This is a genomic window from Rhizobium oryzicola, from assembly GCF_030504645.1.
GTDB classification, from domain to species: Bacteria; Pseudomonadota; Alphaproteobacteria; order Rhizobiales; family Rhizobiaceae; genus Neorhizobium; species Neorhizobium oryzicola.
Map to the genome: position 1 here is coordinate 149,647 of NZ_JAUKWQ010000003.1, position 26,996 is coordinate 176,642.

General features: G+C 58.9%; 27 protein-coding genes. 4 read left to right on the plus strand and 23 right to left on the minus strand.

What is annotated here, in order from left to right:
• Nucleotides 1–59: 59 nt before the first annotated feature.
• Nucleotides 60–983, minus strand: a complete 924-nt coding sequence (locus Q2T52_RS11395; RefSeq protein ID WP_302076855.1) for a polysaccharide deacetylase family protein — start codon at nucleotides 981–983, stop codon at nucleotides 60–62.
• A 106-nt stretch (nucleotides 984–1,089) separates the two neighbouring features.
• Between Q2T52_RS11395 and Q2T52_RS11400 the strand changes: the two genes are divergently transcribed.
• Nucleotides 1,090–1,863: an IclR family transcriptional regulator gene (locus tag Q2T52_RS11400; RefSeq protein ID WP_302076856.1), complete on the plus strand. Its 774-nt coding sequence runs from the start codon at nucleotides 1,090–1,092 to the stop codon at nucleotides 1,861–1,863.
• A gap of 598 nt (nucleotides 1,864–2,461) precedes the next feature.
• Here Q2T52_RS11400 and aroQ (Q2T52_RS11405) read toward each other — a convergent pair.
• From aroQ (Q2T52_RS11405) to Q2T52_RS11440, 8 genes are all read right to left on the minus strand, one after another.
• Entirely contained in the window at nucleotides 2,462–2,917 is a 456-nt protein-coding gene (aroQ, locus tag Q2T52_RS11405; protein WP_302076857.1) for a type II 3-dehydroquinate dehydratase, read from the minus strand.
• 28 nt (nucleotides 2,918–2,945) lie between these two features.
• Complete coding sequence (locus tag Q2T52_RS11410) at nucleotides 2,946–3,992, minus strand: Gfo/Idh/MocA family protein (RefSeq protein WP_302076858.1); 1,047 nt, start codon at nucleotides 3,990–3,992, stop codon at nucleotides 2,946–2,948.
• 27 nt (nucleotides 3,993–4,019) lie between these two features.
• The gene (locus Q2T52_RS11415; RefSeq protein ID WP_302076859.1) at nucleotides 4,020–4,847 is read right to left on the minus strand and encodes a shikimate dehydrogenase family protein; all 828 of its coding nucleotides are present in this window, start codon (nucleotides 4,845–4,847) and stop codon (nucleotides 4,020–4,022) included.
• 53 nt (nucleotides 4,848–4,900) lie between these two features.
• Nucleotides 4,901–5,629: an amino acid ABC transporter ATP-binding protein gene (locus tag Q2T52_RS11420; protein ID WP_302077265.1), complete on the minus strand. Its 729-nt coding sequence runs from the start codon at nucleotides 5,627–5,629 to the stop codon at nucleotides 4,901–4,903.
• Between the two features lie 93 nt (nucleotides 5,630–5,722).
• Nucleotides 5,723–6,364: an amino acid ABC transporter permease gene (locus Q2T52_RS11425; protein WP_302076860.1), complete on the minus strand. Its 642-nt coding sequence runs from the start codon at nucleotides 6,362–6,364 to the stop codon at nucleotides 5,723–5,725.
• A 10-nt stretch (nucleotides 6,365–6,374) separates the two neighbouring features.
• On the minus strand, nucleotides 6,375–7,043 hold the full coding sequence (locus Q2T52_RS11430; protein ID WP_302076861.1) for an amino acid ABC transporter permease: 669 nt from the start codon (nucleotides 7,041–7,043) through the stop codon (nucleotides 6,375–6,377).
• Nucleotides 7,040–7,513, minus strand: coding sequence for a type II 3-dehydroquinate dehydratase (gene aroQ / locus Q2T52_RS11435; protein WP_302076862.1), 474 nt, complete (start codon nucleotides 7,511–7,513; stop codon nucleotides 7,040–7,042). Before aroQ (Q2T52_RS11435) ends, Q2T52_RS11430 begins: the two co-directional genes overlap by 4 nt.
• Before the next feature lie 113 nt (nucleotides 7,514–7,626).
• Entirely contained in the window at nucleotides 7,627–8,457 is an 831-nt protein-coding gene (locus Q2T52_RS11440; RefSeq protein WP_302076863.1) for a transporter substrate-binding domain-containing protein, read from the minus strand.
• A gap of 202 nt (nucleotides 8,458–8,659) precedes the next feature.
• Between Q2T52_RS11440 and Q2T52_RS11445 the strand changes: the two genes are divergently transcribed.
• From Q2T52_RS11445 to Q2T52_RS11455, 3 genes are all read left to right on the plus strand, one after another.
• The gene (locus Q2T52_RS11445) at nucleotides 8,660–10,552 is read left to right on the plus strand and encodes a bifunctional sugar phosphate isomerase/epimerase/4-hydroxyphenylpyruvate dioxygenase family protein (RefSeq protein ID WP_302076864.1); all 1,893 of its coding nucleotides are present in this window, start codon (nucleotides 8,660–8,662) and stop codon (nucleotides 10,550–10,552) included.
• 80 nt (nucleotides 10,553–10,632) lie between these two features.
• Nucleotides 10,633–11,304: a GntR family transcriptional regulator gene (locus tag Q2T52_RS11450; RefSeq protein ID WP_302076865.1), complete on the plus strand. Its 672-nt coding sequence runs from the start codon at nucleotides 10,633–10,635 to the stop codon at nucleotides 11,302–11,304.
• A complete protein-coding gene (locus Q2T52_RS11455; protein ID WP_302076866.1) occupies nucleotides 11,305–12,006 on the plus strand; it encodes a GntR family transcriptional regulator in 702 nt (233 codons plus the stop codon).
• Between the two features lie 78 nt (nucleotides 12,007–12,084).
• Here Q2T52_RS11455 and Q2T52_RS11460 read toward each other — a convergent pair whose 3' ends face one another.
• The 14 genes from Q2T52_RS11460 to Q2T52_RS11525 form a co-directional block, all read right to left on the minus strand.
• On the minus strand, nucleotides 12,085–12,804 hold the full coding sequence (locus Q2T52_RS11460; protein ID WP_302076867.1) for a hypothetical protein: 720 nt from the start codon (nucleotides 12,802–12,804) through the stop codon (nucleotides 12,085–12,087).
• Nucleotides 12,801–13,835, minus strand: a complete 1,035-nt coding sequence (locus Q2T52_RS11465) for a zinc-dependent alcohol dehydrogenase (protein WP_302076869.1) — start codon at nucleotides 13,833–13,835, stop codon at nucleotides 12,801–12,803. Before Q2T52_RS11465 ends, Q2T52_RS11460 begins: the two co-directional genes overlap by 4 nt.
• Nucleotides 13,836–13,875: 40 nt before the next feature.
• Nucleotides 13,876–14,727 carry an ABC transporter permease gene (locus Q2T52_RS11470; protein ID WP_302076871.1) on the minus strand — a complete coding sequence of 284 codons (852 nt, stop codon included), beginning with the start codon at nucleotides 14,725–14,727 and terminating at the stop codon, nucleotides 13,876–13,878.
• A complete protein-coding gene (locus Q2T52_RS11475) occupies nucleotides 14,720–15,487 on the minus strand; it encodes an ABC transporter ATP-binding protein (RefSeq protein ID WP_302076872.1) in 768 nt (255 codons plus the stop codon). Before Q2T52_RS11475 ends, Q2T52_RS11470 begins: the two co-directional genes overlap by 8 nt.
• Nucleotides 15,488–15,539: 52 nt before the next feature.
• Nucleotides 15,540–16,562: an ABC transporter substrate-binding protein gene (locus tag Q2T52_RS11480; RefSeq protein ID WP_302076873.1), complete on the minus strand. Its 1,023-nt coding sequence runs from the start codon at nucleotides 16,560–16,562 to the stop codon at nucleotides 15,540–15,542.
• 133 nt (nucleotides 16,563–16,695) lie between these two features.
• On the minus strand, nucleotides 16,696–17,652 hold the full coding sequence (locus Q2T52_RS11485; protein WP_302076874.1) for a LysR family transcriptional regulator: 957 nt from the start codon (nucleotides 17,650–17,652) through the stop codon (nucleotides 16,696–16,698).
• Nucleotides 17,636–18,550: an alpha/beta fold hydrolase gene (locus Q2T52_RS11490; RefSeq protein WP_302076875.1), complete on the minus strand. Its 915-nt coding sequence runs from the start codon at nucleotides 18,548–18,550 to the stop codon at nucleotides 17,636–17,638. Before Q2T52_RS11490 ends, Q2T52_RS11485 begins: the two co-directional genes overlap by 17 nt.
• Before the next feature lie 190 nt (nucleotides 18,551–18,740).
• Complete coding sequence (locus tag Q2T52_RS11495; RefSeq protein ID WP_302076876.1) at nucleotides 18,741–20,141, minus strand: FAD-binding oxidoreductase; 1,401 nt, start codon at nucleotides 20,139–20,141, stop codon at nucleotides 18,741–18,743.
• Between the two features lie 94 nt (nucleotides 20,142–20,235).
• Complete coding sequence (locus Q2T52_RS11500) at nucleotides 20,236–21,441, minus strand: pyridoxal phosphate-dependent aminotransferase (RefSeq protein WP_302076877.1); 1,206 nt, start codon at nucleotides 21,439–21,441, stop codon at nucleotides 20,236–20,238.
• Nucleotides 21,442–21,485: 44 nt separating this feature from the next.
• On the minus strand, nucleotides 21,486–22,880 hold the full coding sequence (locus Q2T52_RS11505) for a M20 family metallopeptidase (RefSeq protein ID WP_302076878.1): 1,395 nt from the start codon (nucleotides 22,878–22,880) through the stop codon (nucleotides 21,486–21,488).
• A gap of 30 nt (nucleotides 22,881–22,910) precedes the next feature.
• Entirely contained in the window at nucleotides 22,911–24,062 is a 1,152-nt protein-coding gene (argE, locus tag Q2T52_RS11510; protein WP_302076879.1) for an acetylornithine deacetylase, read from the minus strand.
• A complete protein-coding gene (locus tag Q2T52_RS11515) occupies nucleotides 24,052–25,074 on the minus strand; it encodes an ABC transporter ATP-binding protein (protein ID WP_302076880.1) in 1,023 nt (340 codons plus the stop codon). Before Q2T52_RS11515 ends, argE begins: the two co-directional genes overlap by 11 nt.
• A 4-nt stretch (nucleotides 25,075–25,078) precedes the next feature.
• On the minus strand, nucleotides 25,079–26,074 hold the full coding sequence (locus tag Q2T52_RS11520; protein WP_436799523.1) for an ABC transporter ATP-binding protein: 996 nt from the start codon (nucleotides 26,072–26,074) through the stop codon (nucleotides 25,079–25,081).
• Nucleotides 26,071–26,994, minus strand: coding sequence for an ABC transporter permease (locus tag Q2T52_RS11525; RefSeq protein ID WP_302076881.1), 924 nt, complete (start codon nucleotides 26,992–26,994; stop codon nucleotides 26,071–26,073). Before Q2T52_RS11525 ends, Q2T52_RS11520 begins: the two co-directional genes overlap by 4 nt.
• Nucleotides 26,995–26,996 lie beyond the last annotated feature (2 nt).

Here is a 26,996-nt window from a genome sequence, read left to right on the forward strand (position 1 = left end):
GAAGACAAATAGAAATCGGCGCCTGCAGCCTCCCATGGCACGGGCGCCCGGATCTTCGATCAAGACTTGAAGAGTTCGGCCTCCTCGGCGCAGTAGCGGGCAAGCTCCGCATGCGTGGTGAACCAGACATCGCCCTTGGATTGGGCGAGCTTGATGATCTCTTCGAGAATGAAGATGCGCGAGCGGTGGCCGATATGATGCGGGTGCATGGTCAGTTGGAAAAGCCCGCCTTCTTCATAGGAAGCTTCCAACTCGCGGGAAAATATGTCGAAGACCATGGCCGGGCCGCCATAGGGGCGGGTGCCCGTCATCCGGTCCATCGCCACATAAGGCGCGTCATCGCGGATCCATTCGACCGGGATTTCGACGATACCGGTCGGCTCACCATCTTCCAGCAGTTCGTAAGGCTCGTCATCGGCCATCAGGGAGGAGTCGTAGAGAAGGCCCATTTCGCGGGCGATTTTTAGTGTATAGGGGCTGAAATCCCATGATGCGGTGCGCATGCCGACCGGGCGCACGCCGGAAAGCCGCTCCAGCTCGTCGGCCGCGCGCAATGCCAGATCGCGTTCCGTCCCTTCGTCGAGGCGGGAGTTGAATTCGTGGATCCAGCTGTGGATCGCCAGTTCGTGGCCGGCGGAAATGACGGTCTTCACTTCTTCCGGATTGATCATGGCCGACACGGCCGGCATGAAAAACGAGGCCGGTACGCCGTATTTCTCAAGCAGGCGCAGGATGCGCGGCGAGCCGGCGCGGGCGCCGTACTGACCCTGGCTCATTTTGCCGAAGGAGACGCCGCCATTGCGCAGTTCCACCGTCTCATGATCCGAATCAAAGGAGATTGCCACTGCCATGCGCGCGCCGTTTTTCCATTTTGCGGGTCGAAGCGAGCGGCCTGCGCGCACTTTCTGTACCTTCTGCTGCCAAACAGTATTTGGCCAGGTCCAGGGTTCGGAGATATTGTTTTGCGTATTGGCTGCGTTCATGGAAACATTCGCCCTTTCGGCATGCTGTCTTGGGTTGTGGCTAGTTTCTGGGCAGAATTGTTATGAGCCGAACCGGTAGTCAGCAATGGGGGTTTCGTTCACATATATGAACTCCGAGATAAAGAGCGCAGGACGCATTCTCGATTTGCTGGAATATCTCGCCACTCAGCGGGATGCCGTTTCTCTGGCTGACATTGTCCACAGCCTGTCCTTCCCGAAAAGCAGTGCTCACGGTCTCGTGCAGACGTTGGTCGCGCGTGGACATGTGGTTTGCGACTCTTCCGGCCGTTATGTGCTGGTCGAGGCGAGCCGACACGGCTTTCCCTTCCGGCGGCATGAGGAGCCGCTCGTGCTGACCGCACGCCCCTTCATGGAAAAGCTGCGCGATGAATCGGGCGAGACGATCATTCTGGCGACCATGAACGCCCATTGCGACATCCGAAGGCTCGCAAAATGCGTCAGCCGACAGGGCGTGCGTTACGATATCAACCTGGATGCGGCGATCGCGGCCTATTGCACCGCGACCGGCAGGGTCCTGCTTGCCCATGCCTCGAAGGACGCGCTGGACAATTATCTGGAGCGAGTCCAGTTCCTCTCCTACACGCGCTACACGGTGACAGATCCTGCCGTCATTCGCGACATGCTGGCGCGGGTGCGCCGAGATGGTTATGCGATCAACGACCAAGAATTCGTCACCGGATCGACGGGCATCGCCGCGCCCGTTTTTGAAGCCAATGGAAGCATAACGGCAGCGCTCAACCTCGGTGCCCCGACGATCCGTTATCTCGATCGACGCGAAGCGATGCTGCTGATGCTACGCAGTGCAGCCGACGAGATAAGCCGCGCTTTAGGTTATCGTAGAAATGAGACAGTAAGGTAACGCGATTTGCTCCTCGTTTGGGGGAGGGCGCAGCAATCGCTCGCAGATCATTAGTTATTGGTTTGAGATAGCCGCCAATGCGAGAACTGCCACCGACGGGAAAACGCAAAGCCGATTGAAGTTGGCATTTCTACGCCAGAGGAGCGCGAGGTGGCGCAGCAGCTTTTTGATCTGACAGCTGATCTGCCAGGCCTCGCCGACAGGGATGCCGAGTTCAAGCCGCCGGATGTCTGGTTTTGGCCTCATGCGCTCATTGCTCGGTGGAATATTCCGAGCCGCTGCCCTTGAGTTACGTGAAATCTCGGGCTTTGGGAATGCGCTCGGGATAAGATCTTGATCTTCGAATTGAGACGCTGAAGGGGAAGGCTTGGAGTTTTCAGTGAAACCTGATCCGGATAGCGGGTTCGATATGGTTCAAGAGCATCGGGCATTACTTTGGGCGCCTATGGAGAGGATCGCCTTATTGCCGTACTGGACGCTAAGGGTATTGTCCGCGTCGGATCCTGCTGATGACTTTCTCGCGCCGCGCTGCCTCTGAGATTGTAATCAGCACAGCCGTGCTTCATCGCTCAGCCTCCCGACATCCGCTGATTTTGCTCTATGAAGGCATTTTCTGCTGCAGCCTCAGGAGCGACGCAACCCTTCTGACGGCCAACTCGTAGCCTTCGATGCCAAGCCCCGCAATCACGCCATCGGCGCGAAGGGAAACATAGGAGTGGTGGCGAAAGCTCTCACGCTTGTGGACATTGGAGATGTGCACTTCGATCACCGGCCCCTCGAAGGCGTTGAGAGCATCCAGTATCGCGACGGACGTATGCGTGAAGGCAGCCGGATTGATGACGATGCCGTGCCCCTCGTCCCGCGCCTCGTGGATCCAGTCGATGATCTCGTATTCCCGATTGCTCTGGTGAAAGCGGATGTCGTGGCCTAGTTCGCTTGCGAGCGCACGGCAGGCGTTCTCAACATCCTGCAGCGTTTCATGTCCGTAGATGTGCGGTTGCCGTTTGCCGAGCAGATTGAGGTTTGGGCCGTTCAGGATGTAGACCGTGCTCATTGCCGTTTTCCTTGATGTAATTGCTGGTTCACCCCAGCATGTCCGCTACGTTGATGATCCGGCCCTCTTTGCCGGCTTTGGTGATGGCAAGGATGGTTGCCAGCGTCAGCATTCCATCCCTCACTGAAACAATCGGCTCCGCCTTGCCTTCGATAACATCGAGAAAATGATGCAGCTGATTTTCATAGGCGCGGCTACCATCGAGCGTGATGTGCTGACGCAGGAGAGGGTGCTGCCAATGGCTGTTTTCATTTTCGTGTCGCCAGAAATCCATGAGTGGAAGGGCAAGCGATGCTTTCGTTCCCGCAAATACGTAGGTGTTCTCGGGTTGGTGCGGAAAATACAGGGCCTGGCCGGCGGCCGTATCCCAGTTGTAGGGCGAAACGGCGGTGTCGCTCATGAGCAGCGTGCCGAGAGCACCATTGGTGAATTTCACGCTGATGCTTGCCGTGTCCTCCACCTCGAATGACCTGACCTCGTTGGACGAGAAAGCCATGACACTTTCGATCTCGCCGCAGATAAAGCGCAGGCAATCGATATCATGGATGAGGTTGATGAGAAGCGGGCCGCCCCCGGGCTGGCGTCGCCAGGCCGCGTCGAAATAGTTCGTTGGCTTATCCGTCAGCCACATTGCGTTGACAGCCACGAGGCGACCAAGCGCACCTTCGTTCATAAGTTGCCGGGCCTTGGCAATGTCGGGACTGTGCCGGCGCTGGTGACCTACCAGAACGGGCACACCCTTGCGCTCGACGGCTTCCGTCAACTGCATCGCTGCTTCCAGGGTGTCGGCAACCGGCTTTTCGACAAGACTTGGAATGCCGCGTTCGATGCAAGCCATGGCCGCCTCTGCATGAAAGGCGTTCGGCAAGGCGATGATCACGCCATCGGGCTTTGTTGCATCGAGCATTTCCCGCACATCGAAAAAATAGCGGGTGCCATATTCATCAGCCAGAACCTTTCCGGCCTCGGAGATATCGGCGACTGCTTCCAGCTGCACTCGAGGATTGGAGCTGATGAGTTTTGCATGCTCGCGACCAATCAGGCCTGCGCCAATCAAGGCAATCTTCAGTACCATCTTCGGTCCTCCCCGGATCCAGAAAATTCACACCCGCGCGATTTCGCGAAGATGCTCTGCGGTTGTCGTCGGAAAGCCGAAAAACTCGAGATAGGCAGGGATCTGCTCAAACAGCATGTCGATGCCGATCTGGAACTCGCATTCGCGGGCGCGGACCGCTGCAAGAAAAGGAGTAATTTCTTGGCTTAGGACGACTTCACCAACGAAAGCGGAGGGAGAGACCCTGTTTACGTCGAACGGAAGCGGATCGTCATCCCGCATACCGAGTGGTGTCGCATTAACGACGATATCGTAGCCGTCAGGGTCGGTTACACCGGTGACAACCGTAAGGTCGGGGTAATGATGACGGAGGCGTTGCGCGAGATCGTTCATCATGGGGGGATGAGCGTCATGAATGGCCAATTCCGCGATGCCGGCTTGTGCCAGCGACGCGGCAATGGCGGATCCTACACCGCCAGCACCGGCCATGATGGCGCGTTTGCCCTTGATGACGCGTCCTCGACGCAGGACACCGCGCACAAAGCCCTCACCGTCGAACATGTCTCCGATCAATCTTCCATCAGCACTGAGCCGAACGGCGTTGCAGGCACCGGCGACCGAAGCGCTCTTGGAAATCTCGTCAAGGAGCCCGGTCGTGACGATCTTGTGCGGCATGGTGATAAGCGCGCCGTGGATGTTGGAAAGCTTGAATAACAGCGGAAGGAAGGAGGCGTAGTCTTCCGCGCGACACCCCATGGGCACGACGGCCGCGTCTATGCCGGTCTCTTCGAAGTAGGGGTTGTAGATCAGCGGCGCCTTGAACGTATGGGTGGGATAGCCAAGATGCGCGATGAGTTTCGTGTTGCCGTTGATCATCGGCTTCACCTTCCATGAGATGACAATTCAGGCGGCGGCCAGCAAGACGCTGGTCAGTGTCCAAGGATTTCGCCCAGAAACTTGCGCGTGCGTTCGTGCTTGGGATTGGAAAAGAATTCGGCAGGCGGCGCTTCCTCGACGACGGCGCCGCTTGCCATGAAGATGACGCGGTCGGCCACCTGCCGGGCAAAGCCCATTTCGTGTGTAACGCAGATCATCGTCATGCCTTCCTCGGCAAGTCCGATCATCGTATCCAACACCTCTTTCACCATTTCCGGGTCGAGCGCGGAGGTCGGCTCGTCAAACAGCATGACCTGCGGGCGCATGCACAGCGCGCGGGCGATCGCGACGCGCTGTTGCTGGCCACCGGACAGTTGCGCCGGATATTTATCCGCCTGTTCTGCGATCTTGACCCGCTCCAGAAGTTGCCGCGCGCGGCCTTCCGCTTCTTGCCTGCTGAGCTTCAGCGCCCGTAGAGGCGCGAGCATGCAGTTCTCCAGCACTGTCAGGTGCGGAAAGAGGTTGAACTGCTGGAATACCATGCCGACTTCCCGGCGCACCGCATCAATGGTCTTTGCCTGATGACCAAGGACAGTGCCGCTCACGCGGATCTCGCCCTTCTGGTAGGTTTCAAGGTGATTGATGCAGCGGATCAGCGTGGACTTGCCACTGCCGGATGGGCCGCACAGAACGATCTTCTCGCCTTTTGCAACGGAGATGTTGATGTCCTTCAGCGCTTGAAAGGCGCCATACCACTTTTCCACGCCGGTCATGCTGATCATGGGGTGAGTGTTGCCTGCGGTGGTCGCGATGTCGTTCATGAAAAGAACTCCGTATGGCTCTGCAGGGAGAAGAAGAGGCTGGAAAACATGGCGCTACCTCGCAGATGCCGCGAACTTGCGTTCGAGATAGGCGCCGTAGATCGTCAGCGGGCAGCACATGATGAAGTAGAGCATGCCGACGATGCCGAAGACGGTCAGTGGCTGGAAGATCTGATTGGAGATGATGTTGCCCGCGCGGGTAAGCTCGGTGAAACCGACGATCGAGGCGAGCGATGTACCCTTGATGAGCTGCACGAGGAAGCCGATCGTGGCAGGCAGCGATATGCGCAGCGCTTGCGGCAGGAGGACGTCCTTCATCCGCGAGCTGTAACTGAGCGCGAGTGCCTTCGACGCTTCGGTCTGCCCGCGCGGGACAGCCTCGATGCCGCCGCGCCAGATTTCGCCCAGATAGGCGCTGGCGTGAAGGGTGAGGCCCACGGCCACAGCCGCCCAAGCATCCATCTTGATGCCGATCAGCGCAAGGCCATAATAGACCACGAACAGCTGCATCAGGAGCGGTGTTCCCTGGAAGAGCGCTATATAGCCGGCGGTCGCGCGCTCGATGGGGCGCATGCCCGATGTCCGCAGCAGCGCAATAACAAGTCCCGCCAGGCAGCCACAGACGAAGCCGATGGCAGAAAGCGCAACCGTCCACTTCAAGCCAATGAGAAGGAAGAGAAATTCATCGCGTCCCATGCTCACGCCCTCATTTGACCGGATAGGCAAAGTACCGGGCGGAGAAGAGCGCGAAGAGGCGCATCATCAGCCAGGAGATCACCAGGTAGAAGATCGTAACGGTGAAGTAGACTTCGAAGCTTCGGAAGCTATCCGACTCGATCCGCTGGGATACCGACGTCAGTTCGTAAGCGGAGATTGCTGATGCAATGCTGGTTGTCAGTGTCAGCAGTACAAACTGGCTGGTCAGCGAGGGAAAGATTGCTCTCAGCGCCGGCTTCAGGATGATAAGGCGGAAGACCTGACCCTTGTGAAGACCAAGCGCCAGCCCTGCCTCCATCTGCCCCTTCGAGATGGATTGGACGCCGCCACGGATGATTTCAATGGCATAGGCACCACCATTGATGCCGAGCGCAATGATGGCGGTCGGCGTTGGGTCCAGCCGTATGCCAGTCAGGGGCAGGGCGAAATAGATGAAGAAGATCTGCACGAGGAACGGCGTGTTGCGGATCAATTCGACGAAGACGATGACCAGCCAGCGCAAGGGGGCAATCTTCGATTGCCGGAGAACGACCCCGCCGATGCCGATGACCGTTGCGAGCAGCATGCCGCAGATGGCCAGCGTAAAGGTGCCAAGGCAGGCCGTCAAAAGACTTGGCAGGCCCTCGATGACCGGAGTGAAATCAAGCGTATAGTTCATGACGCCTCCTGTCGCAGCGTGTCCGTGCGAGCAGCGCTTGCCATATCGGCCATGGCCTCGATCGCCAGTTCGTAGCCACGGGCGCCGAAGCCAATCATGATGCCTGTCGCAACACGGGAGATGAGGGAACTGTGGTAGATGCTCTCCCGGGCGTGGACATTGGATATGTGCAGCTCGATTTTCGGCCCATCGAACATCTTCAACGCATCCAGCAATGCGACCGAGGTGAAAGTGTAGCCAGCCGGATTGATGATAATGCCGCAGGCTTGGCTGCGGGCCTGATGAACGGATTCGATCAGCTCACCCTCGAAATTGGTCTGGCGAAAATCGATCTCGAAGCCGAGCCTGGCCGCACGCGCGACGCAGTTCCTGTGGATGTCGGACAGAGTCGTGGTGCCATAGATCGCGGGCTCACGCTCTCCCAAGAGGTTGAGATTGGGGCCGTTCAGCACGAAGATCGTCTTGCTCATGGTGATGCTCCGAAGTCAGAAAACGAAGGCAGCGGGCCGCGGGTCTGCATTGCCGACACCGCTTCACCCGGTGTCGGCTTGCAGAACTGCTCGGCAAAGGCCGGACCGTTAGGTCACTGCGCCGCGAACGGGATGCCTTCGAGACTTTGCGGGAATTCGGGCACAGGAACTTTCATCCACTTGTCGTAGATGGTCTTCAATTCGCCGTTGGCCTTGATCTTGTCGATAAAGGTGTTCAGCGCGGCATTCAGTTCCTTTTCGCCGAGACGGGTGCAGGCACCGTTGTAAAGCTTCTGAAACTCCAGCTTGTTTTCAAACTTGCCCGGTGCCGCTTTCTCTACGCGGTCCATGTAGAAAATGTTGCCGCCCAGCGCCTCGGCCTGACCGGAAATCAAAGCCTGGACGCTTGCTGCATCACCATCGTATCGGCGAATGGTTGCCGATGCCGGCGCATTCTTGGTGACCTGCGTATCCTGGGCCGCGCCCTTGGCAACCGAGATGGTCATGTTGGCCATGTCTTCATTGGTCTTGATCGACTTGGCCTTAGGGCCGATCAGAACAATGGCGTTTGCATTATAGGGCTTGGAAAATTGGACGGCCTTTGCGCGGTCGGGCAGCATCGCCATTGTGGCAAACAGCACGTCCACGCGACCGGAGGTCAATGCCGGGATACGGTTGTTCACTTCGAGCGGTACGAACTCGACGGTCACGCCAAGCTCCTTGGCAAACAATGTCGCCATGTCGGCGTCAAAGCCGTCCTGCTTGCCAGCGCTGGTGACAAATCCCCACGGAGGATTGTCACCCTGGATGCCGACGATCAGCTTGCCACGCGCTTTGATCTCCTGGGGCGTAATCGCAGCGGCCGATCCTGCAAATGACGCTGCAGCCAAGAGAGCCGCTGCTCCCATCAAGGCACGACGACGCGTAAACTCCAATCCGAACATGTTGCTCCTCCTAGCGTGTTCAGCCAGCACTCCCGTTGCTGTCGTCATAGAACTGCCACGGACAAGCGCATCGATCAACATAGAATTTTGAAAATCTATGGCATAAATGATTTCAGCATTGAATTTGACGTGCGGTATCCGGATTCGATATGCTCGGATTGCCGCAGCCGGTGCCAAGGCTGATGCTCAGGGAGGAGCGTGCATGAAAACATCGATCGCTACCGTATCCATCAGCGGCGAACTGCCGGAGAAACTTGCAGCAATCGCCGCTGCGGGGTTTGACGGTGTGGAGATCTTCGAGAACGACTTCCTCGCCTTTGATGGCAGCCCTAAAGATGTAGGTCGGATGGTGCGAGACCTCGGACTTGAGATTACTCTGTTCCAGCCGTTTCGCGATTTCGAGGGCATGCCTGCTTCCCATCGACAACGGACGTTTGATCGCGCAGAGCTCAAGTTTGACATCATGCAGGAACTCGGCACGGATCTTGTGCTTGTCTGCTCCAATGTATCGCCGGTCTCCCTGGGCGGGGTCGATCGTGCGGCCGCCGATTTCCATGAGCTTGGCGAAAGGGCGGCCAAGCGAGGATTGCGCGTGGGATTCGAAGCGCTCGCCTGGGGGCGCCATATCAATGACCATCGCGATGCTTGGGAAATCGTAAGGCGCGCCGATCATCAGAATGTCGGCTTGATCCTTGACAGTTTCCACAGCCTTTCCCGCAAGATAGACATCAATTCGATCCGGTCCATCCCGAAAGACAAGATCTTCATCGTTCAGTTGGCGGATGCACCGTTGATCGACATGGACTTGCTTTACTGGTCGCGCCACTTCCGAAACATGCCGGGTGAAGGAGACCTTCCCGTCACGGCTTTCACGGCAGCCATCGCGCAAACCGGTTATGATGGCTATTTCTCCTTGGAAATCTTCAACGACCAATTCCGCGGCGGATCCACCCGCTCCATTGCGGCAGACGGTCATCGTTCGCTGATTTACCTGGGCGATCAGGTAAGGCGGGTGCCGGGCGCCGAGGGTTTGACTGTCCCCGCGATGCCGGATCGCACCACCGTTGAGGGCGTCGCCTTCGTCGAATTTTCTGCCGATCAGGAGGACGCGCGGAATCTCGTCGCAATTCTCAAGACGCTGGGGTTCAGGAAAACAAAGATCCACCGAACAAAAAAGGTCGAACTTTTCGAGCAGGGCGACATCCGTCTTCTGGTCAACACGGAGGACAGCGGCTTCGCCAATACATCCTTCGCCGTGCACGGCACCTCGGCCTATGCAGTTGCATTAGCGGTAGACGATGCTGAAAAGGCGTTGGTGCGGGCGATTGCGCTGGGTGCGGAACCCTTCGGCCAACCGGTTGCCGAGGGGGAGGTGGAGATACCGGCTATCCGCGGTGTCGGCGGTGGCCTGATTTATCTGATCGATCATAAGAGTGACCTTGGTCGGTTTTCGGAAATCGATTTCCGACCGTCTGAAGAGGCCGATCACGCTGTCGTCTCTGCGCATTTGCAGCGCGTCGATCATATCGCCCAGACGGTTGCCTATGATGAAATGTTGACATGGCTGCTCTTCTACGCCTCGATATTCGAGGCTCATAAAACGCCGATGGTCGATATCATCGATCCCTCGGGGGTGGTGCGAAGCCAGGTTGTCGAGAACAATAGTGGCGCCTTGCGTATCACGCTGAACGGTGCGGAGAACCGACGCACGCTCGCGGGGCATTTCATCGCGGAAAAATTCGGCTCGGGTGTACAGCATCTTGCCTTCGAAACCCCTGATATTTTTGCCACGGCGGCTGCCCTGCGCGAAAACGGCTTCCGGGCACTGCCGATTTCGGCAAACTATTATGGTGATGTTGAAGCCCGCTTCGGTCTTGACCCGGAGCTCAGTGAGCGTCTGAAGGCGGAAAACATTCTTTACGACCGAGATGACGGCGGCGAGTATTTTCAGCTCTATAGCGGCACCTTCGGTGAAGGGTTCTTCTTCGAGATTGTCCAGCGAACCGGATATCGCGGCTATGGTGCGCCCAATGCCATATTCCGCATTGCTGCCCTGAAGAAGCAGATGCGCCCTGAAGGCATACCTACAGTATAACTTTGGGGATGCACGGGTTGGTGTTGAAGTCCCCGCCAGTGCTGTTACATAGGACGATTTCCAAAACATCCGAGATATCCGTGGTTTCCAAAAATCTTTCAGAGTCGGTCGCCGAGGTCAGCTATAAGCGCATTCGCGCCGACATCATTTTTGGTCGGTTGGCCCCGTCGCAAAAGCTGAAGCTGGAAAACATGAAGGAGACCTACGACACGAGCGTCAGCACGCTGCGGGAGATCCTCAACCGCTTGTCTTCTGAAGGCCTGGTCGTGGCGGAAGGGCAACGGGGCTTCGAGGTCGCACCGATCTCCGAATCTGATCTTCGCGAAATCGCAGCCCTCCGTCTTCTTCTGGAGACACATGCGCTGGAGCAGTCCTTCGCGCGTGGAGATGTCGACTGGGAGGCACGCCTCGTTTCAGCCCATTACAAGCTATCCCGCATGGAGAGCGTGATGGCGAGCGGCGATACAAGCGAGGCTGAGACATGGAAGCGATATGACTGGGAATTTCATCAGGCACTGATTTCCGCCTGCGGCTCAAGGCTTTTGATGGACACTCATTCCGGTGTTTTCGACAAGTACCTGCGTTACCAGATGGTCGCCCTGTCTTATCGTGGTGATATCGCCGCCAAGGAGCATCAACAACTGCTGGACGCTGCACTGAGGCGGGATGAGAAGACGGCGAAATTGATATTGATAGAGCATATCCAAGGCGGGGTGGAGCATGCCCTGACCCGTAATCGCTTGGGAAAATAGATGGCGAGGGGCACGCAAGAAAGAGCGGCGGATGCCGTGCCGGAGCGGACGGGCGAAACGATCGGCGATGTCGTCTTCCGTCGGGTGAGGGCGGATATCATTGCCGGCGTTCTTGCGCCCGGCAGCAAGATCAAGCTTGAGCAGGCAAAGGAGCGCTATTCCATCAGCGTCTCCTCCTTGCGAGAAATCCTCAGCCGCCTGACGGCTGAAAATCTGGTGAGGGCCGAAGGCCAAAAGGGTTTTGAAGTCAGCCCCGCATCCGAGCAGGAATTGCGAGAGCTTGCCGATCTGCGCATCGTACTTGAGGTCCATGCCATGGAGCGAGCCTTTGCTGCCGGTGATCTGGAATGGGAGGGGCGGGTGGTGGCGGCGCACCACAAACTGGCGGCTGCGGAGCGCAGTATTCTCTCAGGTGATGCTTCGCGCACTGTCGATTGGGTGCGCTCTGATTGGGAGTTCCATCGCTCCATCGTTTCGGCCTGCCATTCAGAATCCTTGATGATGAACCTCTCCTCGGTCTTCGATCGCTTCCTGCGTTACCACCTCCTCGCCAAAAGCTTCCGCGGGCAGGCTGTCGCCGATGATCATCGCGCGCTTTTCGAATTTGCGCTGGCTAGGGATTCGAAAGGGGCAAAAGAGATCATCCACCGGCACGTCATGAGCGGCGTGGAGCATATCCTTAAAGAGATGAGGCTGGCATAAGAATCGTGCTTCCGCTCTTCGGGAGAAAACAGCTGGAAAATTCTAGGAGGCGCCAAACTCACTCGTCACTGAGGGGCTTCAGAATCGCGATCTGAGAGCCGGTGACGCGGTCAGCAGTTCGCGATTGGGAGAGAATTTTGCAGCGTCATACGTCACTAAGAGCGTGAATATGCCGTCACGAAGGCAGCTCTGAGGCTTGAGGGCGGTGGTCGCCGCATCGCTTACTGCGTCGTAGACCATTTCCAGTCCCGCGCGGGTGGTCCCTTCGACCATCACGACAACATTCAGACAATTCGGATCGGTGATGTCCGTCTGCTCGAACACCTCGTATCGCTGATTAGGCTCAGCAAGGCCGATGCTGTATCCGAGGATGCGGCCGGATGAGGCCATTTGCTCCAAAGCGGCTGCCAACGCTTTTGATCTCGAAGCAGCGTCTTTTCGTCCAACCGCGTATACTTGGGCGATAAGGCTTCCGCCTAGGCCGCATCCGCCACTGGCGAAATCGCTTGCCGGGATGCGTAGGACGTTCAGGAAATGCCGACGCATGGACAGCGACCAGTCTGTCGGCCGCCGCACAAGATCGAGATAAGACGGCTGATCCAGAACCTGCAGGGTTTCCAGGGCGTAAAGGGTAAAATAGCGATTGTCCGGCTGCGCAAAATCTGCGTATCGCCGGGCCCATAGCATTCCCGGCGTCGTCAATCGCTCGGGCACATGCTCATAGGTGTGCCAGGCCTCATATTCATCAGTCAATGTCGCGGGGTAATCGTTCCAAAGGGCAAGGAAAGCACCGCTCATGACGGTTCACCGATCTGCAATAGGACTTTCGAAGCAATGCGCTGATGCGAGACTTCAAATCCTTCCAGTGCGGCGTGAAGCGGAAACCGGTGCGATATCAGCTTGCGCATGACATCCTGATTGTCGTTCAAAAATGCAATTACGGTATCCCAGTCAGCCGGGCTGGCACGATAGGAACCTCGGATCTGCTGATGCATGCGCACAAGCTGCGTCAGGTTCACCTCTGCCGGACGCGGATGGATGCCAACGATGGTGAAAATGCCCCGCTTCTTGAGAAAGGGAAGTGTCGCATTGACAAGGGCCGGCACCCCAGCCGCCTCGATGATGGCGTCGAACGGCTCATGTTCCGCAAGCGCCTGTTCGATCGGCGTGTCCTTGCCGTCGATCAGGAACTCGAAGCCGAGGTCGCGCAACAGCTCCAGTCTCGGGTGGTCATCGCGCCCTGCAACAACGACCTTTGCGCCGCGACTGCGGGCAAGAATGGCAATGCCTTGTCCAATGAACCCAGGGCCAAGCACGAGGATCGACTGGCCCTCGCGAACCTCGGCCGTATTGACTGCCTCAAGGCAGACGGTCATCGGTTCCGTCAGTGCTGCAACATCCATGCCGAGGCTGTCTGGGAGAGCGTGGCAGTTGCCAGCGGGGGCGCAGACCCGTTCTGCGAAAGCACCGCTTCGTCCAATGCCGATCCCTTTGCGGTTGGTGCAATCGTCCTCCCGCCCCGCAAGGCAAGCAGCACAATGACCACATGTGGTGGATGGACGGACCGTGACACGTTGGCCGATAAGGTGATGCGAAACTTCGGCGCCGACCTGTTCGATCACGCCGGAAAATTCATGGCCGAGCGTAACGGGCATGGCCTTCTGCATGCTCTCATAACCCGGCGTCCAGGCTGCAATATGCAGGTCAGTGCCGCAAATTCCGGCGGCCGCCACCCTGATCAACACCTCGTTTGAAGAGGGTGCCGACGGAATTTCGACCTCACGAAACTCAAGACCGGCTTCAGGACGCACCTTCTGCAGTGCCAACATTGTCTTGCCTCCCGCGGATTGACTTAAAGATGGCGCAGCGTCAGCCACGCCATGCCAGAAAGCGCCGTTCGATCAGCCCGATCACATAGCTGACAATGAGACCCATGACCGAGAGGATGGTCACGCCGGCAAAGAGCTTCTCAAGATCGTAAAGCGAACCGGCCTCGAGGATGTAGGATCCAACGCCATATTGCGCGCCGAGCATTTCCGCTGCGACCAGCAGAATGATGGCAATCGATATCGATACCCGCAGGCCGGACAGGATGGCCGGAAACGCGCCAGGAAGTACAATTTTACGGACGATCGACCACCATGAAAGACCGAAGCTCTGCCCCATGCGGATCAGCGAGCGATCCACATTGTCGACAGCGCCGTAGGTCGCGACGACGGTTGGTGTGAATGTGCCAAACGCGATCAGCATGTATTTCGACATTTCATCAATGCCGAACCATATGACAAACAACGGAAGAAGCGCAATTTTCGGGATTGGAAACAATGCAGCAACCAGCGGCACAAGGCCGGCACGCACATAACTGAACAGGCCAATCATGACGCCAATCACGATACCTAAGGAAATCCCAAGGCAACCTCCGATAAACAGACGCTGCAATGAAGGCAGCAGATGCTTCCACAATAGCCCGGTGTTCCAGAGCTGAATGAAGGTCTCGACGACGGCTGAAGGTCGCGGCAGGGTCAGGTTGGAGATGATGCCAGTGCGTGTGCCGATCTCGGCAAGTGCAATCAGGATAATGAACAGCAGGATCGCGATTCCGCGGACCGGGGTTGGCGCAAATCCGCCGCCACGAAACTGAACGGCGCGCACCGCATTCTGCGACGCATTATCCGTGTTGCCCTTGATCGGAAGAGGCGAATTTGAAGTCAGATCAGACATCGACCAGCTCCTTGTCGGCGGCCATGGCTTCCTCCCTCATCAGGGCCCACAGTTGTTTCTGCTTTTCCTCAAGCAGCGGATCACCAAGCTCCCGTTCACTCAGAGGGATATCGATATCCACAATTTCGCGAATTCGCCCGGGTCGGCGAGAAAGGACCACCACCCGGTGACCCAGCCGTACGGCCTCGTTGAGGTTGTGGGTCACGTAGACGGAGGTAAAGGGCTGTCGCGTCCAGAGCGCCACAAGGTCGTCCATCAGGAGTTCGCGGGTCTGGCTATCAAGCGCAGACAGGGGCTCGTCCATCAGCATCACCGCCGGGCGCACGGCAAGAGCCCGGCTGATGGCAACGCGCTGGCGCATGCCGCCAGACAGCTGCTTGGGCAGCGCCTTTCGAAAATCCGAAAGGCGGGTGCGCTCCAGAACATCGGTGACGATGTCATTCATCTCGCCGCTGCTCAAACCATGATCTTCGAGCACCAGCTTGATGTTGCCTTCGACGGTACGCCACGGCAGCAGCGCAAAGTGCTGAAAGACATAGGTAAGTGGGTTCAAAGACCCCGCAGGCGGATTTCCGACCTGCAACACCTGCCCGGACGTCGGACGCTCAAGTCCGCCCAAAAAGCGGAGGAGCGTCGACTTCCCGCAGCCTGACGGACCGATAAGACAGATGATCTGGCCCTGCGGAATGTCGAGCGAAATGTCCTTCAGGACCTCGACTGAACCATAATAATGGCTGATGTTATCGACTTTGAGGTCCATGGGAGCCCTTCGAATGGGGGCGGATTTTGCCTCCCCATGCTGATGTGATCATTCAGATCGTCTTGACGTAGGATGTGTCGAACAACTGTTCGTTCGTGACGGCATCTTTGACCATGCCTTCAGTCTTCATCCATTCAACCTGTTCGGTGCAGCTTGCGACCGAAAGCGCCAGATCCTTATTGATGCGCATGGCACCGTCGATCAGGTTCTGCTTGGCTTCCTCGAACGGGCTGTCGCTTTCAACATATTTATGAACGATGCGGGCGAGCTTTTCACGGCTCTCATCATCGGTGGTCTTATCGACAAAAGCGGCATTGTAGTCAGCAATAGCGCGGGAGTAGGCCTTGACGAAGGCTTCCGTCATCGCCCGTTCGTCCGTCGCATTCTTTGTCGAGGTGAAGGCTGTCGTGACCTGGTAATTCGGTGCGTAGTCGGAGACCAGTCCGATCTGTTTCGCTGCACCATCATGTATCAGTTTCTTGGCAACGTTTGCTTGGATCGCCCAAGCATCGATCTGCCCCGACGAGATTGCACCGACAATGGCGCCAAGCTTCTGCAGCGGGCGCAATTGTATCTCGGACATCGCGATATTGTTGGCCTTGGCAATCTTGTAGGCCATGAAATGGAAGGAGGAACCTGCCGTCGTGATCCCGAAGCTCTTGCCTGCAAGCTTCGAGGCATTCGTAAGGCCTGCCTCGTAAGCCTTGTTGGACGCCAGAATGACGGAGCCAACCGTTCCCTTTTCCTCCGTCAAGGCACCGCCAATAATCTTGATGGCACCTTTCTGTGCGAGGCTGACAAGGCCGCCGGTGATCGACGTGACGCCGAAATCTGCGTCTCTGGATGCGATGGCAACCGACATCGGTTGAGCTGCTTCAAAGAACTTTAGCTCGATATCAAGCCCTGCTTCCTTGAAGTATCCTCGCTCAAAGGCGATAAAACTCGGCGCATGGCTGGCGAGATGAAGAACGGCCAGATTACGGGTCGTAGCGCGGGCAGGGATGCCGAACGCTGCAGCGGCGCCGGTTGCGCCCATGCCAATAAGCGCCTGACGGCGTGTCAAAGAAAAATTCACGGCTTGCCTCCAATCCTCAACGCCTCCTCCGGCGTCACAGAACCTCTTTGACATCCGTAAGGCGGGAAAACAACGAACAATAGTGATGCTTCTTATGCCCTGAGGGCATGAGAGGAAAGACAAATTCCAGCGATCACACAAGCTTGGGGAGGGTCGCCAATTTGCCGTTGAGGATCTCGACGAGTTTTCGCAGGTTCGCAGAATGGGGACGCTGCCGGTTCCATAAAACGGACACCTCAAATCGCGGCGCGTGCTCGATTGGCAGGATCACCAAATTGTCCCCCACCGGCCCCAGCGTCGTCAGATAGTCAACCAGAACGATTCCCATTTCTTCATTGGCAAGTGCGAGGGCCGTGTCCGAAAATCGCGCAACAGCTCTGATCTGAACATTGACGCCTGCACGAGACAGAAAGCGGTCGACCACTCTTTGATGTGCGCCGCCCGGCTCAAAAGAGATGAAATCGACGCCCTCCAGATCATCAGCCTGAATCATGTTGCATGCCGCGAGCGGGTGTTTCCTCGGGATGGCTGCAACGAGATCGGCCTGCCCCACTTGCTCCATCACCACCAACGGATGATTCGGTGATGTGATGGTCACAACGCCTTCACCGCGGCCGCTGAGGAGATAATCTTCGATCTGATTAACCGAGAGAACGTCAAAAAACAGCTCGATGCCTTTGACCTCGATGGAGAGCTGCTTAAGCGCCTGTGGCACCAAAGCTCTGGCCACACTTGCCGTCGCACCGACCCGAAAGACCGCCGTTTCACCGCGAGCAATGCGACTGATCTGAGCACCGATCCCTGAAATCTGACGTATCAACGGATCGATCTCAGCGTAGATCTCCAGAGCCTCTGATGTGGGGACGAGGCGGTTGCGGTCCCTGGCAAAGAGCGCGATCCCCAACAGGTCCTCCATCCGGCGGATGGTACGGCTCAGGGACGGTTGTGACACCGCCAGAACCTTCGAGGCGGCGGTAATCGAGCGGGTCTGCATCACGGTGTGGAATATCTCAATCTGCCTCAGACTGAGCAGCGCCTCTGCCGTGGCCCGGCCGGCATCCTTCTCGTGCCCCTCAGGCTGACGGTGCATGCCACACCCTCCGTAAAAAGGGCAGGAGTATCTCAAGGATCTCCCCAGGCGCGGTTTCCGGCAGCATGTGCCCGCCTTCAAGGCCCTTGCCCGAGACGTCGTTCGCCCAATCTGCCCAGATATCAAGGGGCTCCCGCCCTCCGCCGTAGCGACGGCCCGCCTCCCAGAACACGAGCACCGGAACCGTGATCTTGCGCCGCTTGGCACGGTCAACCAGATCGTCCGCTTCATCCACCGTCGCGCCTGCCCGATAATCCTCGCAAATCGCGTGACGCACGGAAGGGTCGTCAAAGGCAATGCGATAGTCTTCAATCGCTAACGGATGTAATCGCGCGATGCCCTGCGCCATTTTGTTGAGGCTCGAATCGAGGATCATGCGCGGATTGCCAGACAATAATGTTTCCGCCAACGGCTCTGGCTGCGCCAGCGCAAACCAGTGCCACGCGCCCATGCCAAAGGCCTTGCTGGAGCCCTCCCACATTTCCGGCGTTGGCACAACCGTCACTGAAACATAGGCTGTCACCGCCTCTGGGAAGTCGAGGGCCAGCCTGTACCCCACCCGGCCACCGCGGTCATGACCGACCACGGCATAATGGTGATGACCCAGTTCCCGCATCATGGCATGCAGCTGGTTGCCCATCCATCGCTTCGACCCGCTGCCCGTTGAGGTTTGCAACACCCTGCTCCATCCGTAACCTGGGAGATCAGGCACCACAACCGTGTGGGAGCTGAGAAGATGCGGTGCGATCCTATGCCAGGCTGAGCGCGTTTCCGGGTATCCGTGAAGCAAAAGTACGGGTGGGCCGGAGCCGCCAACGAGCACTGCGAAATCTGTTTGAGGCAGCGTGACGCGCCGTTCCTCAAAGCCACTAAAGAGTGAGTTGGCGAGGCGCTTCATGGCACGATATCCTCCGTTTGACTTGCTTCCTCCGGATTTCGGAGAGCCTTCGTCTTGCTATGTCGCTCCAAATGCCTTGTTTTTCTACAGCCTTCTTCGTCGGGAATTTGTTGGGCGTAATGTTGCCACGCGACCCGTTGAGAGGGCGCGTTGGGGGGCGGTTCCTTAATGCCGATTCTTTATTGCTGCCTCAGTATTCGCTGCCGGGAAGAACCTTGCCCGTGTTGAGGACATTATGAGGGTCCAGCGCGTGCTTGATCTTCCCCATTAACGCAAGTTCTTCCGGCGTTCGGGAGAGCTTGAGGTAGGGTTTCTTCACGAGACCAATGCCGTGCTCGGCGGAGATCGTGCCACCTTCCTTGGCGACGAGGTCGAACACAAGTTCGGTAATTGCCTTGTACGGCTGGTTCGTGCCTGCAGACGGGATGTTGCAGACGAAATGCAGGTTGCTGTCACCGATATGGCCATAGCTGAGACCGATCGCGTCCGGCCATCGCTCGCTCACCGCGGCCTCGACCGCTTCGACCAGCCGTCCGGCTGCACTGGTCGGCACCCCGACGTCGAAGGCCGTCGTCGGTCCCATCAGCTTTCCATATTCGGAGACGCTTTCCCGCACCGCCCAGAGATCACGCGCTTCCCGATTGGAGGCTGGAAGGATCGCATCAGAAACCCATCCCTTCTCCAGTGCTTCACCGAGCACGGTCTCCAGCAGCATCCTGTTGTCCTCTGCGTTTCGACCGCCGTTCTCGATGAGCACATAGATGCCGTGTTGTTCGCTGAAGGCGCGGCGAAGGCTCGGCAGACGACCCGTCATGAAGTCATAGAAGCTGGGCCACATGACTTCGAACGAGGTGAGCGCGGCGCCGAGATGCTGCCGCGCACTTTTCAGCAGTTCGAGCATGGACGGAAAATCGGGGCAGCCACAAAAGGCGGTGGCGAGATCGGCGGGCTTTGCCTGCAGGCGCAGGACTGCGCGGGTGATCACGCCCAGCGTTCCTTCCGAGCCGATGAACAGTTGCTTGAGGTCATAGCCGGCATTGTTCTTCAGCATCTTGTTGAGCGATGTGATGATCGTGCCGTCCGGCAGCACGACTTCCATACCGAGCACGTGTTCGCGCGCCATGCCGAAGCGGATAACGCGGTTGCCACCGGCATTGGTCGAGAGGTTGCCGCCGATCAGGCAGGAATCGCGGGCGCCAAGATCGAGTCCGAGGAACAGCCCGGCATCTTCTGCAGTCCTTTGTGCGACGCCGAGCGGGACGCCGGCCTGCACCGTCATCGTCGCCATCACGGTGTCGATCTCCTCGATCGCGTTCATGCGGTCGAGCGACAGCGCCACGCCGCCTTCGATGGGCCTTGCCCCACCGGCAAGACCCGTCAGGCCACCCTGCGGCGTCACTGGCACCTTGTGCTGATGGCACAGACGCAGTGTCTTGGACACATGCTCCGTTGTTCGCGCACGCACCAGTGCCAGCGGCCTGACAGGCGTCATGCCGGACCAGTCGTTGTGATACCGTGCAGGGATGTCATCACCGAAGAACACGTCAGGACCCAGCTCGTTCTTCAGGCTTTCCAGGAAGTCATGCGTCATGGTCGTCTTCTCCCGAATTCCGACGAAGTTGATGCTGGGATCGTTCAGTAATATCTAATTACCGGCTGCAATCTGGCTGCAGCCGGCGTGAAGACTAACGCAGAGCCTCGACCATGCGGTCAACGGCGGTCTTCAAACGTTCCTGGTCGCGGAAGACGCAAAGCCGGATAAAGCCCGCAGACGAACTGCCGAACAGATGCCCCGGGGCGAGGCCGACACGCGCCTTCTCCAGTATCATCGAGCAGGCTTCGCGCGCATCCGGCACGCCCGCCAGTCCGAAGAAGGCATACATGCCGCCCTTGGGCTTTTCCGGAAGCGTGATGGAATTGATCTGCGACAGGCCATCATAGACGATATCGAGACCTGTCTTTATACGCTGACGGATATCGGCCACCAGCGGCTCGCCCTGTTCGAGGGCTGCAACCGCTCCCGCCTGGATCATCGCTGCCGTGCCGCTGTTGATATACTGGGTCATCGCGGCGATCTGGTCCGCCACGCTGTTCGGGTGCGTCAGCCAGCCGACGCGCCAGCCGGTCATCGCCCAGGCCTTGGAGAAGCTGTTGATGGTCATCACGCGGTCTTCGTCGTCGGCAATGGGCATCATCGACGGCGCCACGTCGCCGTTGAAATAGATGCGGCCATAGACCTCGTCGGAGATGATCCAGATGCCGGTGCGGCGGCTGAATTCGAGCAGCGCCGCCATTTCTTCCGCACTGGCGGTCCAGCCGGTCGGGTTGGAGGGTGTCGACAGGAAGATGGCGCGGGTGCGGGCGTCGCAGGCGGCAAACAGCCGGTCGAGATCGAGCTTCCAGTCCTTGTCGAAATCCAGCGCCACCGGGCGCGGTTCGGCACCCAGCAGGTGGATGGCATTATGGATGTTCGGCCATTGCGGCGCGACATAGACGACATTCGTGCCGACTTCTGCAATCAGGGCCAGTGCGATGTAAAGCGCCTGCATGCCGCCGGGCGCCACCGTCGAGCGGGTCATGGCGATTGGCTTGCCATAAAGGCGTGATTGGTAATCGCTGATCGCCGTCTTCAGACGGTCGGCGCCACGCATGTCCGGCACGTAGAAGGTCTCGCCATCGTCTAGCGACTTTTTGGCGGCGTCCCGGATGAAGGAGGGCGTTATCATGTCGCCTTCGCCATACCAGAGCGCGATGACATCTTCGAGCGACCGTGCCCGCACAGCCATGGCTGCAATGTTTTCCGTATGCAGGTCCTTGATCTGGTCACGAATGCCGCTGAAGGCGGTCAGCGCCTGGTGTTTGGCCACGATCTTGTTGTCCATCAAAGACATGTTCTTCTCCCTAGTCTTGTTGTCTGCCCGCTGTGGGACATTGTTCATGTGTTTGGTTGTCCGAGGTCGTGGTACAGCCCTGCCATGATGGCGAGTCCCTCGCGGACGATCGAGACAGGCAGGTGCTCGTTGGCGGCATGCTGCAGGCAACCCGGATAGGAATGCGGTATCCACACGGTCGGCAGGCCGAGCTGGTCCGAAAAAATGTTGTTGGGCAGTGAGCCGCCGAGGTTCGGCAGGATGGCTGGCGCTTGGCCGGTGGTTGCCTCGATTGAAGCTGCCACACGTTTCACCCATGGGTGATCCGGATCCAGGCGGCTTGCGGGGAAGATCGCGTCGGAGGGGTCGGTCACGACGACGCGGTCATAGCCTGCCTCCTTCAGAACGCGTCGCACAGCCGGCACCACGGCCTTGTAGTCAACGTTGACCGGAAACCGCAGCTGCATGCGCGCCCGGGCGCGCGGTGGTATGGCATAGAGCGGCTGAGCAAGGTTGCCGCATTCCATTTCCATCACCTCGAAGGATGACCAGGCAAACACTTTTTCCTCCGCCGAAAGACCAGGTTCGCCCCACCAGTCTTCGATCGCAGGATCTCCGGCGGCAGGCTCGATATGGCAACGCGACAAGGCATCGCGCACATTCTGCGGGATGTGGCCCGGTGCCATTTCCGGCACCTTGATCTGTCCGGTACGGCTGACGAGTTCGGTGATCGCGTGGCAAAGCTCAATGCCGGGATTGGCGAGCAGCCCGCCCCAGTTGCCCGAATGCTGGAAATCTTCGCGTGCATTCACTTCCATGTGGAAAGAAAGGCCGCCGCGTGCGCCAAGAAAGATCGTCGGCTGGTTCAGCGCCAGTCGCGGCCCATCGGAGGCGATCAGGACGTCGGCTTTCAGTAGGTTGCTGTTGCGGGCGCAGACCGTATCTAGCCCCGGCGAGCCGGATTCCTCGCCCATCTCAATCAGGTATTTGAGGTTGAAGCCTAGCGCGCCGCGCACCGCCAGCACGGACTCGATGGCCGCCATGTTGATCGAATGCTGGCCCTTGTTGTCGGCGGTGCCGCGACCATACCAAAGGCCGTCGCGTTCGGTCATCTCGAAGGGCGAAAGTCCCTGCGCCCATTTCCCATCGAGACCGGCAACGACGTCGCCATGGCCGTATTGCAGGATCGTGAGGAAAGACGGGTCCTCGATACGTTCGGCGAGCAGGAAGGGGCCGGGCGCCGCCTCGTCCTCCAGCAGGCGTGTGGTAAAGCCCATGCGGGCGAAATGCGGCTGCATCTCATCTGTCAGGTAGCGCACAAGATCAGGCTTGTGATCGGCTAGGCGGCTGGCTGAGGGAATGGCGACGCGCCGACGCATCACGGCTTCGAACGTGCCGTCCTTAAGTTGCCCGATGGCCTTCGCAATTGCCTCCTGTCGGGTCGAGGTCACGGCGTTCATTGCATTCTCCATGTCAGTCTTCTCGTGTCATCAATCATCGCAGCAGCTTTCGGCAAGGCGGTCGAGGAAGGTGACGCAGCGCTCCAGTTCGGCGATCTCGATTCCCTCGTCCGGCTGGTGCGCGTCGGCGATGTCTCCGGGGCCGATAACGAAGGAGGGCGTGCCGTTGATCTGGAAGATGCCGGCCTCGGTGCCATAGGAGACATAGCGGGGAGCTGGCCTATCCAGGAGGTCGAGGAGCTGCCGCGTCTGTGTTTCGGCTTCGGGCTTCAGACCGGGAATGCGCGCCTGAACCTCGATCGAAATGCCGCAATCCGGGTCAACCGCTTTCATAGCCGGCTCGATCACCTCGCGCGCATAGCGCTTGATACGCTCCAGCACGGCAAGATCATCCTCGCCGGGAATGATGCGCATTTCCCAGAAGAAATCACAGGCCTCGGCGACGATATTGCCGTGCAGGCCGCCCTTGATCTGGTTGACCTGGATCGTCGAATAGGGTGGATCAAGGCCGTCGAACTGTGGCCCGCTGCGCATATCAGCACGGATACGGTTGATCTCGCCGATCAATTCGGCGGCCGCCATGACGGCATTGACGTAGCGATCGGGCTGCGACGAATGGCCCGGCTTGCCGCGGACCCGCGCCCAACCGATCAGGCCGCCCTTGTGCGCCGAAACGAGATCCATGCTCGTTGGTTCGCCTATGATCGCCATGCGGGGGGCAAGCTTGCTCTTGCCGATCCACTCGGCCATGTCGCCGACGCCGGTGCAGCCCACCTCCTCGTCATAGGAAAAGGCCAGATGGACGGGGCGTTTCAACGGGCGTGCAGCGATGCCGTGCAGAGCGGACAGGCAGCAGGCCAGAAACCCCTTCATGTCCGTTGCGCCCCGGCCGATGACCCGCGAGCCGCTCGTCCTTAGGATCCAGGGATCGCCCGTCCAGGCCTGACCGGCGGTCGGGACGACATCGGTATGGCCGCTGAACACAATGCCCCCCGGCGCATCTGGACCGATGGAGACGAGTAGGCTTGCCTTGTTCCCTTCGGCATTTGGGAAGCGCCGCAGCCTTGTCCCGAAAGGAGAAACAACCGCTTCGATGTGGTCCAGCAGGGCGAGATTGGATTCGGCGCTGACGGTTGGGAAGGCGACAAGTTGGGCAAGTTGGCGGGTCAGGTCAGACGACATGATTCAACTCCTGAGCCTTCAGTTCCTCGGCAAAATGGCAGGCGGAGAAACGCATCTCTCCCGTTTCGCGCAGCATTGGTCGTTCAGCGGAACACAACTCCCGCGCCATTCCACAGCGCGGGTGAAAATGGCAGCCGGACGGTGGATGCAGTGGCGAGGGCATCTCGCCCTTGATGGCCGTAAACGCGCGCTTCTTGGGTTCGAGAGTCGGGATCTCCTTGAGGAGCGCGCGCGTATAGGGATGATGCGGATTGGCAAACAGAGCCTCGGTCTCCGCCAGTTCCACGATGCGGCCGAGATACATGACGGCAATGCGATCGCAGAAGTTCTCGATCATGCCGAGATCGTGGCTGACGAAGATGTAGGTGAGATCGAGATCGCGCTTCAGCTCGACGAACAAATTGAGGATCTGCGCCTGGATCGAAACGTCGAGCGCGGCCGTCGATTCATCGCAGACGAGAATGCGCGGCTTGACGGCAAGCGCCCGGGCAATGCCGATGCGCGCCCGCTGGCCGCCGGAAAACTGATGCGGATAGAGGTCACGGCTGGCAGGGTCGAGACCGACGCGGCGCATCAGATCGCAGACATAGGCGAGCATGTCGCCCGCCCGTATGATGCCATGCACGACGGCGGCTTCCCCGATGATCTCCATCACCCGCTTGCGTGGATTGAGCGATGCCGTTGCATCCTGGAACACCATCTGGATCGACAGGCTTGCCTTGCGGCGTTCCGCTTCCGACATGGTGGCAACATCCCGGCCTTCGAGCAGGATGCGGCCTTCGGAGGGCCGCAGGATGCCGGAAATGATGCGGGCGAGGGTAGACTTGCCGCAGCCGGATTCACCGACCAGGCCGACGATTTCCCCCGGGCGGACGTCCAGGTTGACGTCGTCTACCGCGCGGACGACCTGCTCGGAATTCTGTCGGGTGAGCATGTCGGCGATGCGCTGGGCGAAATCCGGTGTATTGCGGAACTGGCGGGACACAGCGTCGAGTTTCAGGATCGGCTGCATGATCTTACGCCTCCTGTCGTGGATGATGGCAGCGCAGGAAGCGGCCAGACGGATCATGGAGGATCGGCGGAAGCTCTGCCGAGCAGATCTCGGTTTTGGCCGGACAGCGCGGGTGGAAGGCGCAGCCGGAGGGCATGTTGGCGAGGTTGGGTGTGGAACCGGGAATTTGCGCCAGCGGTTGACCGCGGCGATTACGGCTTGGAACCGAGGCGATCAGTCCGGCGGTATAATGGTGGCGCGGCGCCGTCAGCACTTCGGCGACCGTTCCGGATTCCACGATCCGCCCTGCATACATCACGGCGATACGGTCAGCGAGGCCGGCAACGACGGAGAGATCGTGCGTAATCCAGACGAGCGCCGTACCATTTTCGGCTGCCAGCTTCTGAACCTCACCGAGGATCTGCGCCTGGATGGTGACATCGAGCGCCGTTGTCGGCTCGTCGGCAATCAGCACGGCTGGGCGATGCAGGAGCGCGATGGCAATGGCGACGCGCTGGCGCATGCCACCGGAAAATTGATGGGGATAGGCCTCCAGCCGCGATTCCGGCGAGGGTATGCCGACCGCCCTCAGGGCCTCGATGGCCCGCACGCGCGCGGCGGCGGGCGAAATCTTCTCATGTGCCGTGATGGCTTCCATGATCTGCGTGTCGATGCGCAGCACCGGATTGAGCGTGGAGATCGGGTCCTGAAAGATCATCGCGATGCGGCTGCCACGGAGGCCTCGCATGGCCTTGTCGCCGATGCCGGCTATGTCGCGTCCTTCCAGCGCCACCCGGCCGCCCGATATCCGCCCGGGCGGATCGATCAGGCCCATGGCGGCAAGACCCGTCACCGACTTGCCCGAACCGGATTCGCCGACAACACCCAGAACCTCGCCGGGATTGACGTGGAAGCTGACATCATTGATCGCCGTCACCAGCCCCTTGCGGGTTTTGAAGGTGACGCTGAGATTTTCGACCGACAGCGCCGGCACCTGATGTGTCTTTTGAAGCTGTATCAATGGGTGAACCTCGGATTGAGCACCGCCCGCAGGCGGTCGCCAACCAGGTTGATCGATACGACGATCAGAACCAGGGCAATGCCGGGGTAGGTGGAGATCCAGTAGTTGCCGGAGAGCAGAAAGCTATAGCCGGTGGCAATCAGCATGCCGAGCGATGGCTGAGTTACGGGAACGCCGACGCCCAGATAGGAGAGTGTCGATTCGAGCGTGATGGCGTGCGCCACCTGTACCGTGGAGACGACGATCAATGGCGGAATGCAGTTGGGTAGCATATGCCGCACAAGGATCCGCCATTGCGGCATTTCAAGACAGCGGGCAGCGGCAATATAGTCCTTGTTCTTTTCGACCAGCGCGGAGGCGCGCACGGTTCGGGCGTAGTAGGCCCATTGCACGAAGACCAGCGACAGCACGACCTTGTCGAGACCCCGTCCGAAGACAGTCAAAAGGACGAGCGCAATCAGGATCGAGGGGAAGGATAGTTGCAGGTCAACAATGCGCATGATCAGTGCATCGAAGCGCCCGCCGATATAGGCGGAGAGAACGCCGATCAAAGCTCCGATCACGCTGGCGATCAGGACGGAGGCGATGCCGACCCCGAGCGAGACGCGCATGCCGTACATGATGGTCGACAGCATGTCGCGGCCCTGATCATCGGTGCCGAGCCAGGCGGTTGCGCCGTTGCCGAGCGCCGAGCCGGGCGGCAGCATGTTGTCCATGATGTCGAGCTGCATCAAATCATACGGGTTTTGCGGCGCAATCAGCGGTGCGAGAAGCGCGATTGCGACCAGCGTGATCAGGACAGCAAGTCCGATGGCCGCTTCCGGGCTCGCCACGAGATCGCGAACTTGACGCAGCAGCAGGCGCTCGCCTTTGGCAACGGGCGGCAAGGTCAGCGGTGTAGTGGGGGTGATTTCGCTCATGG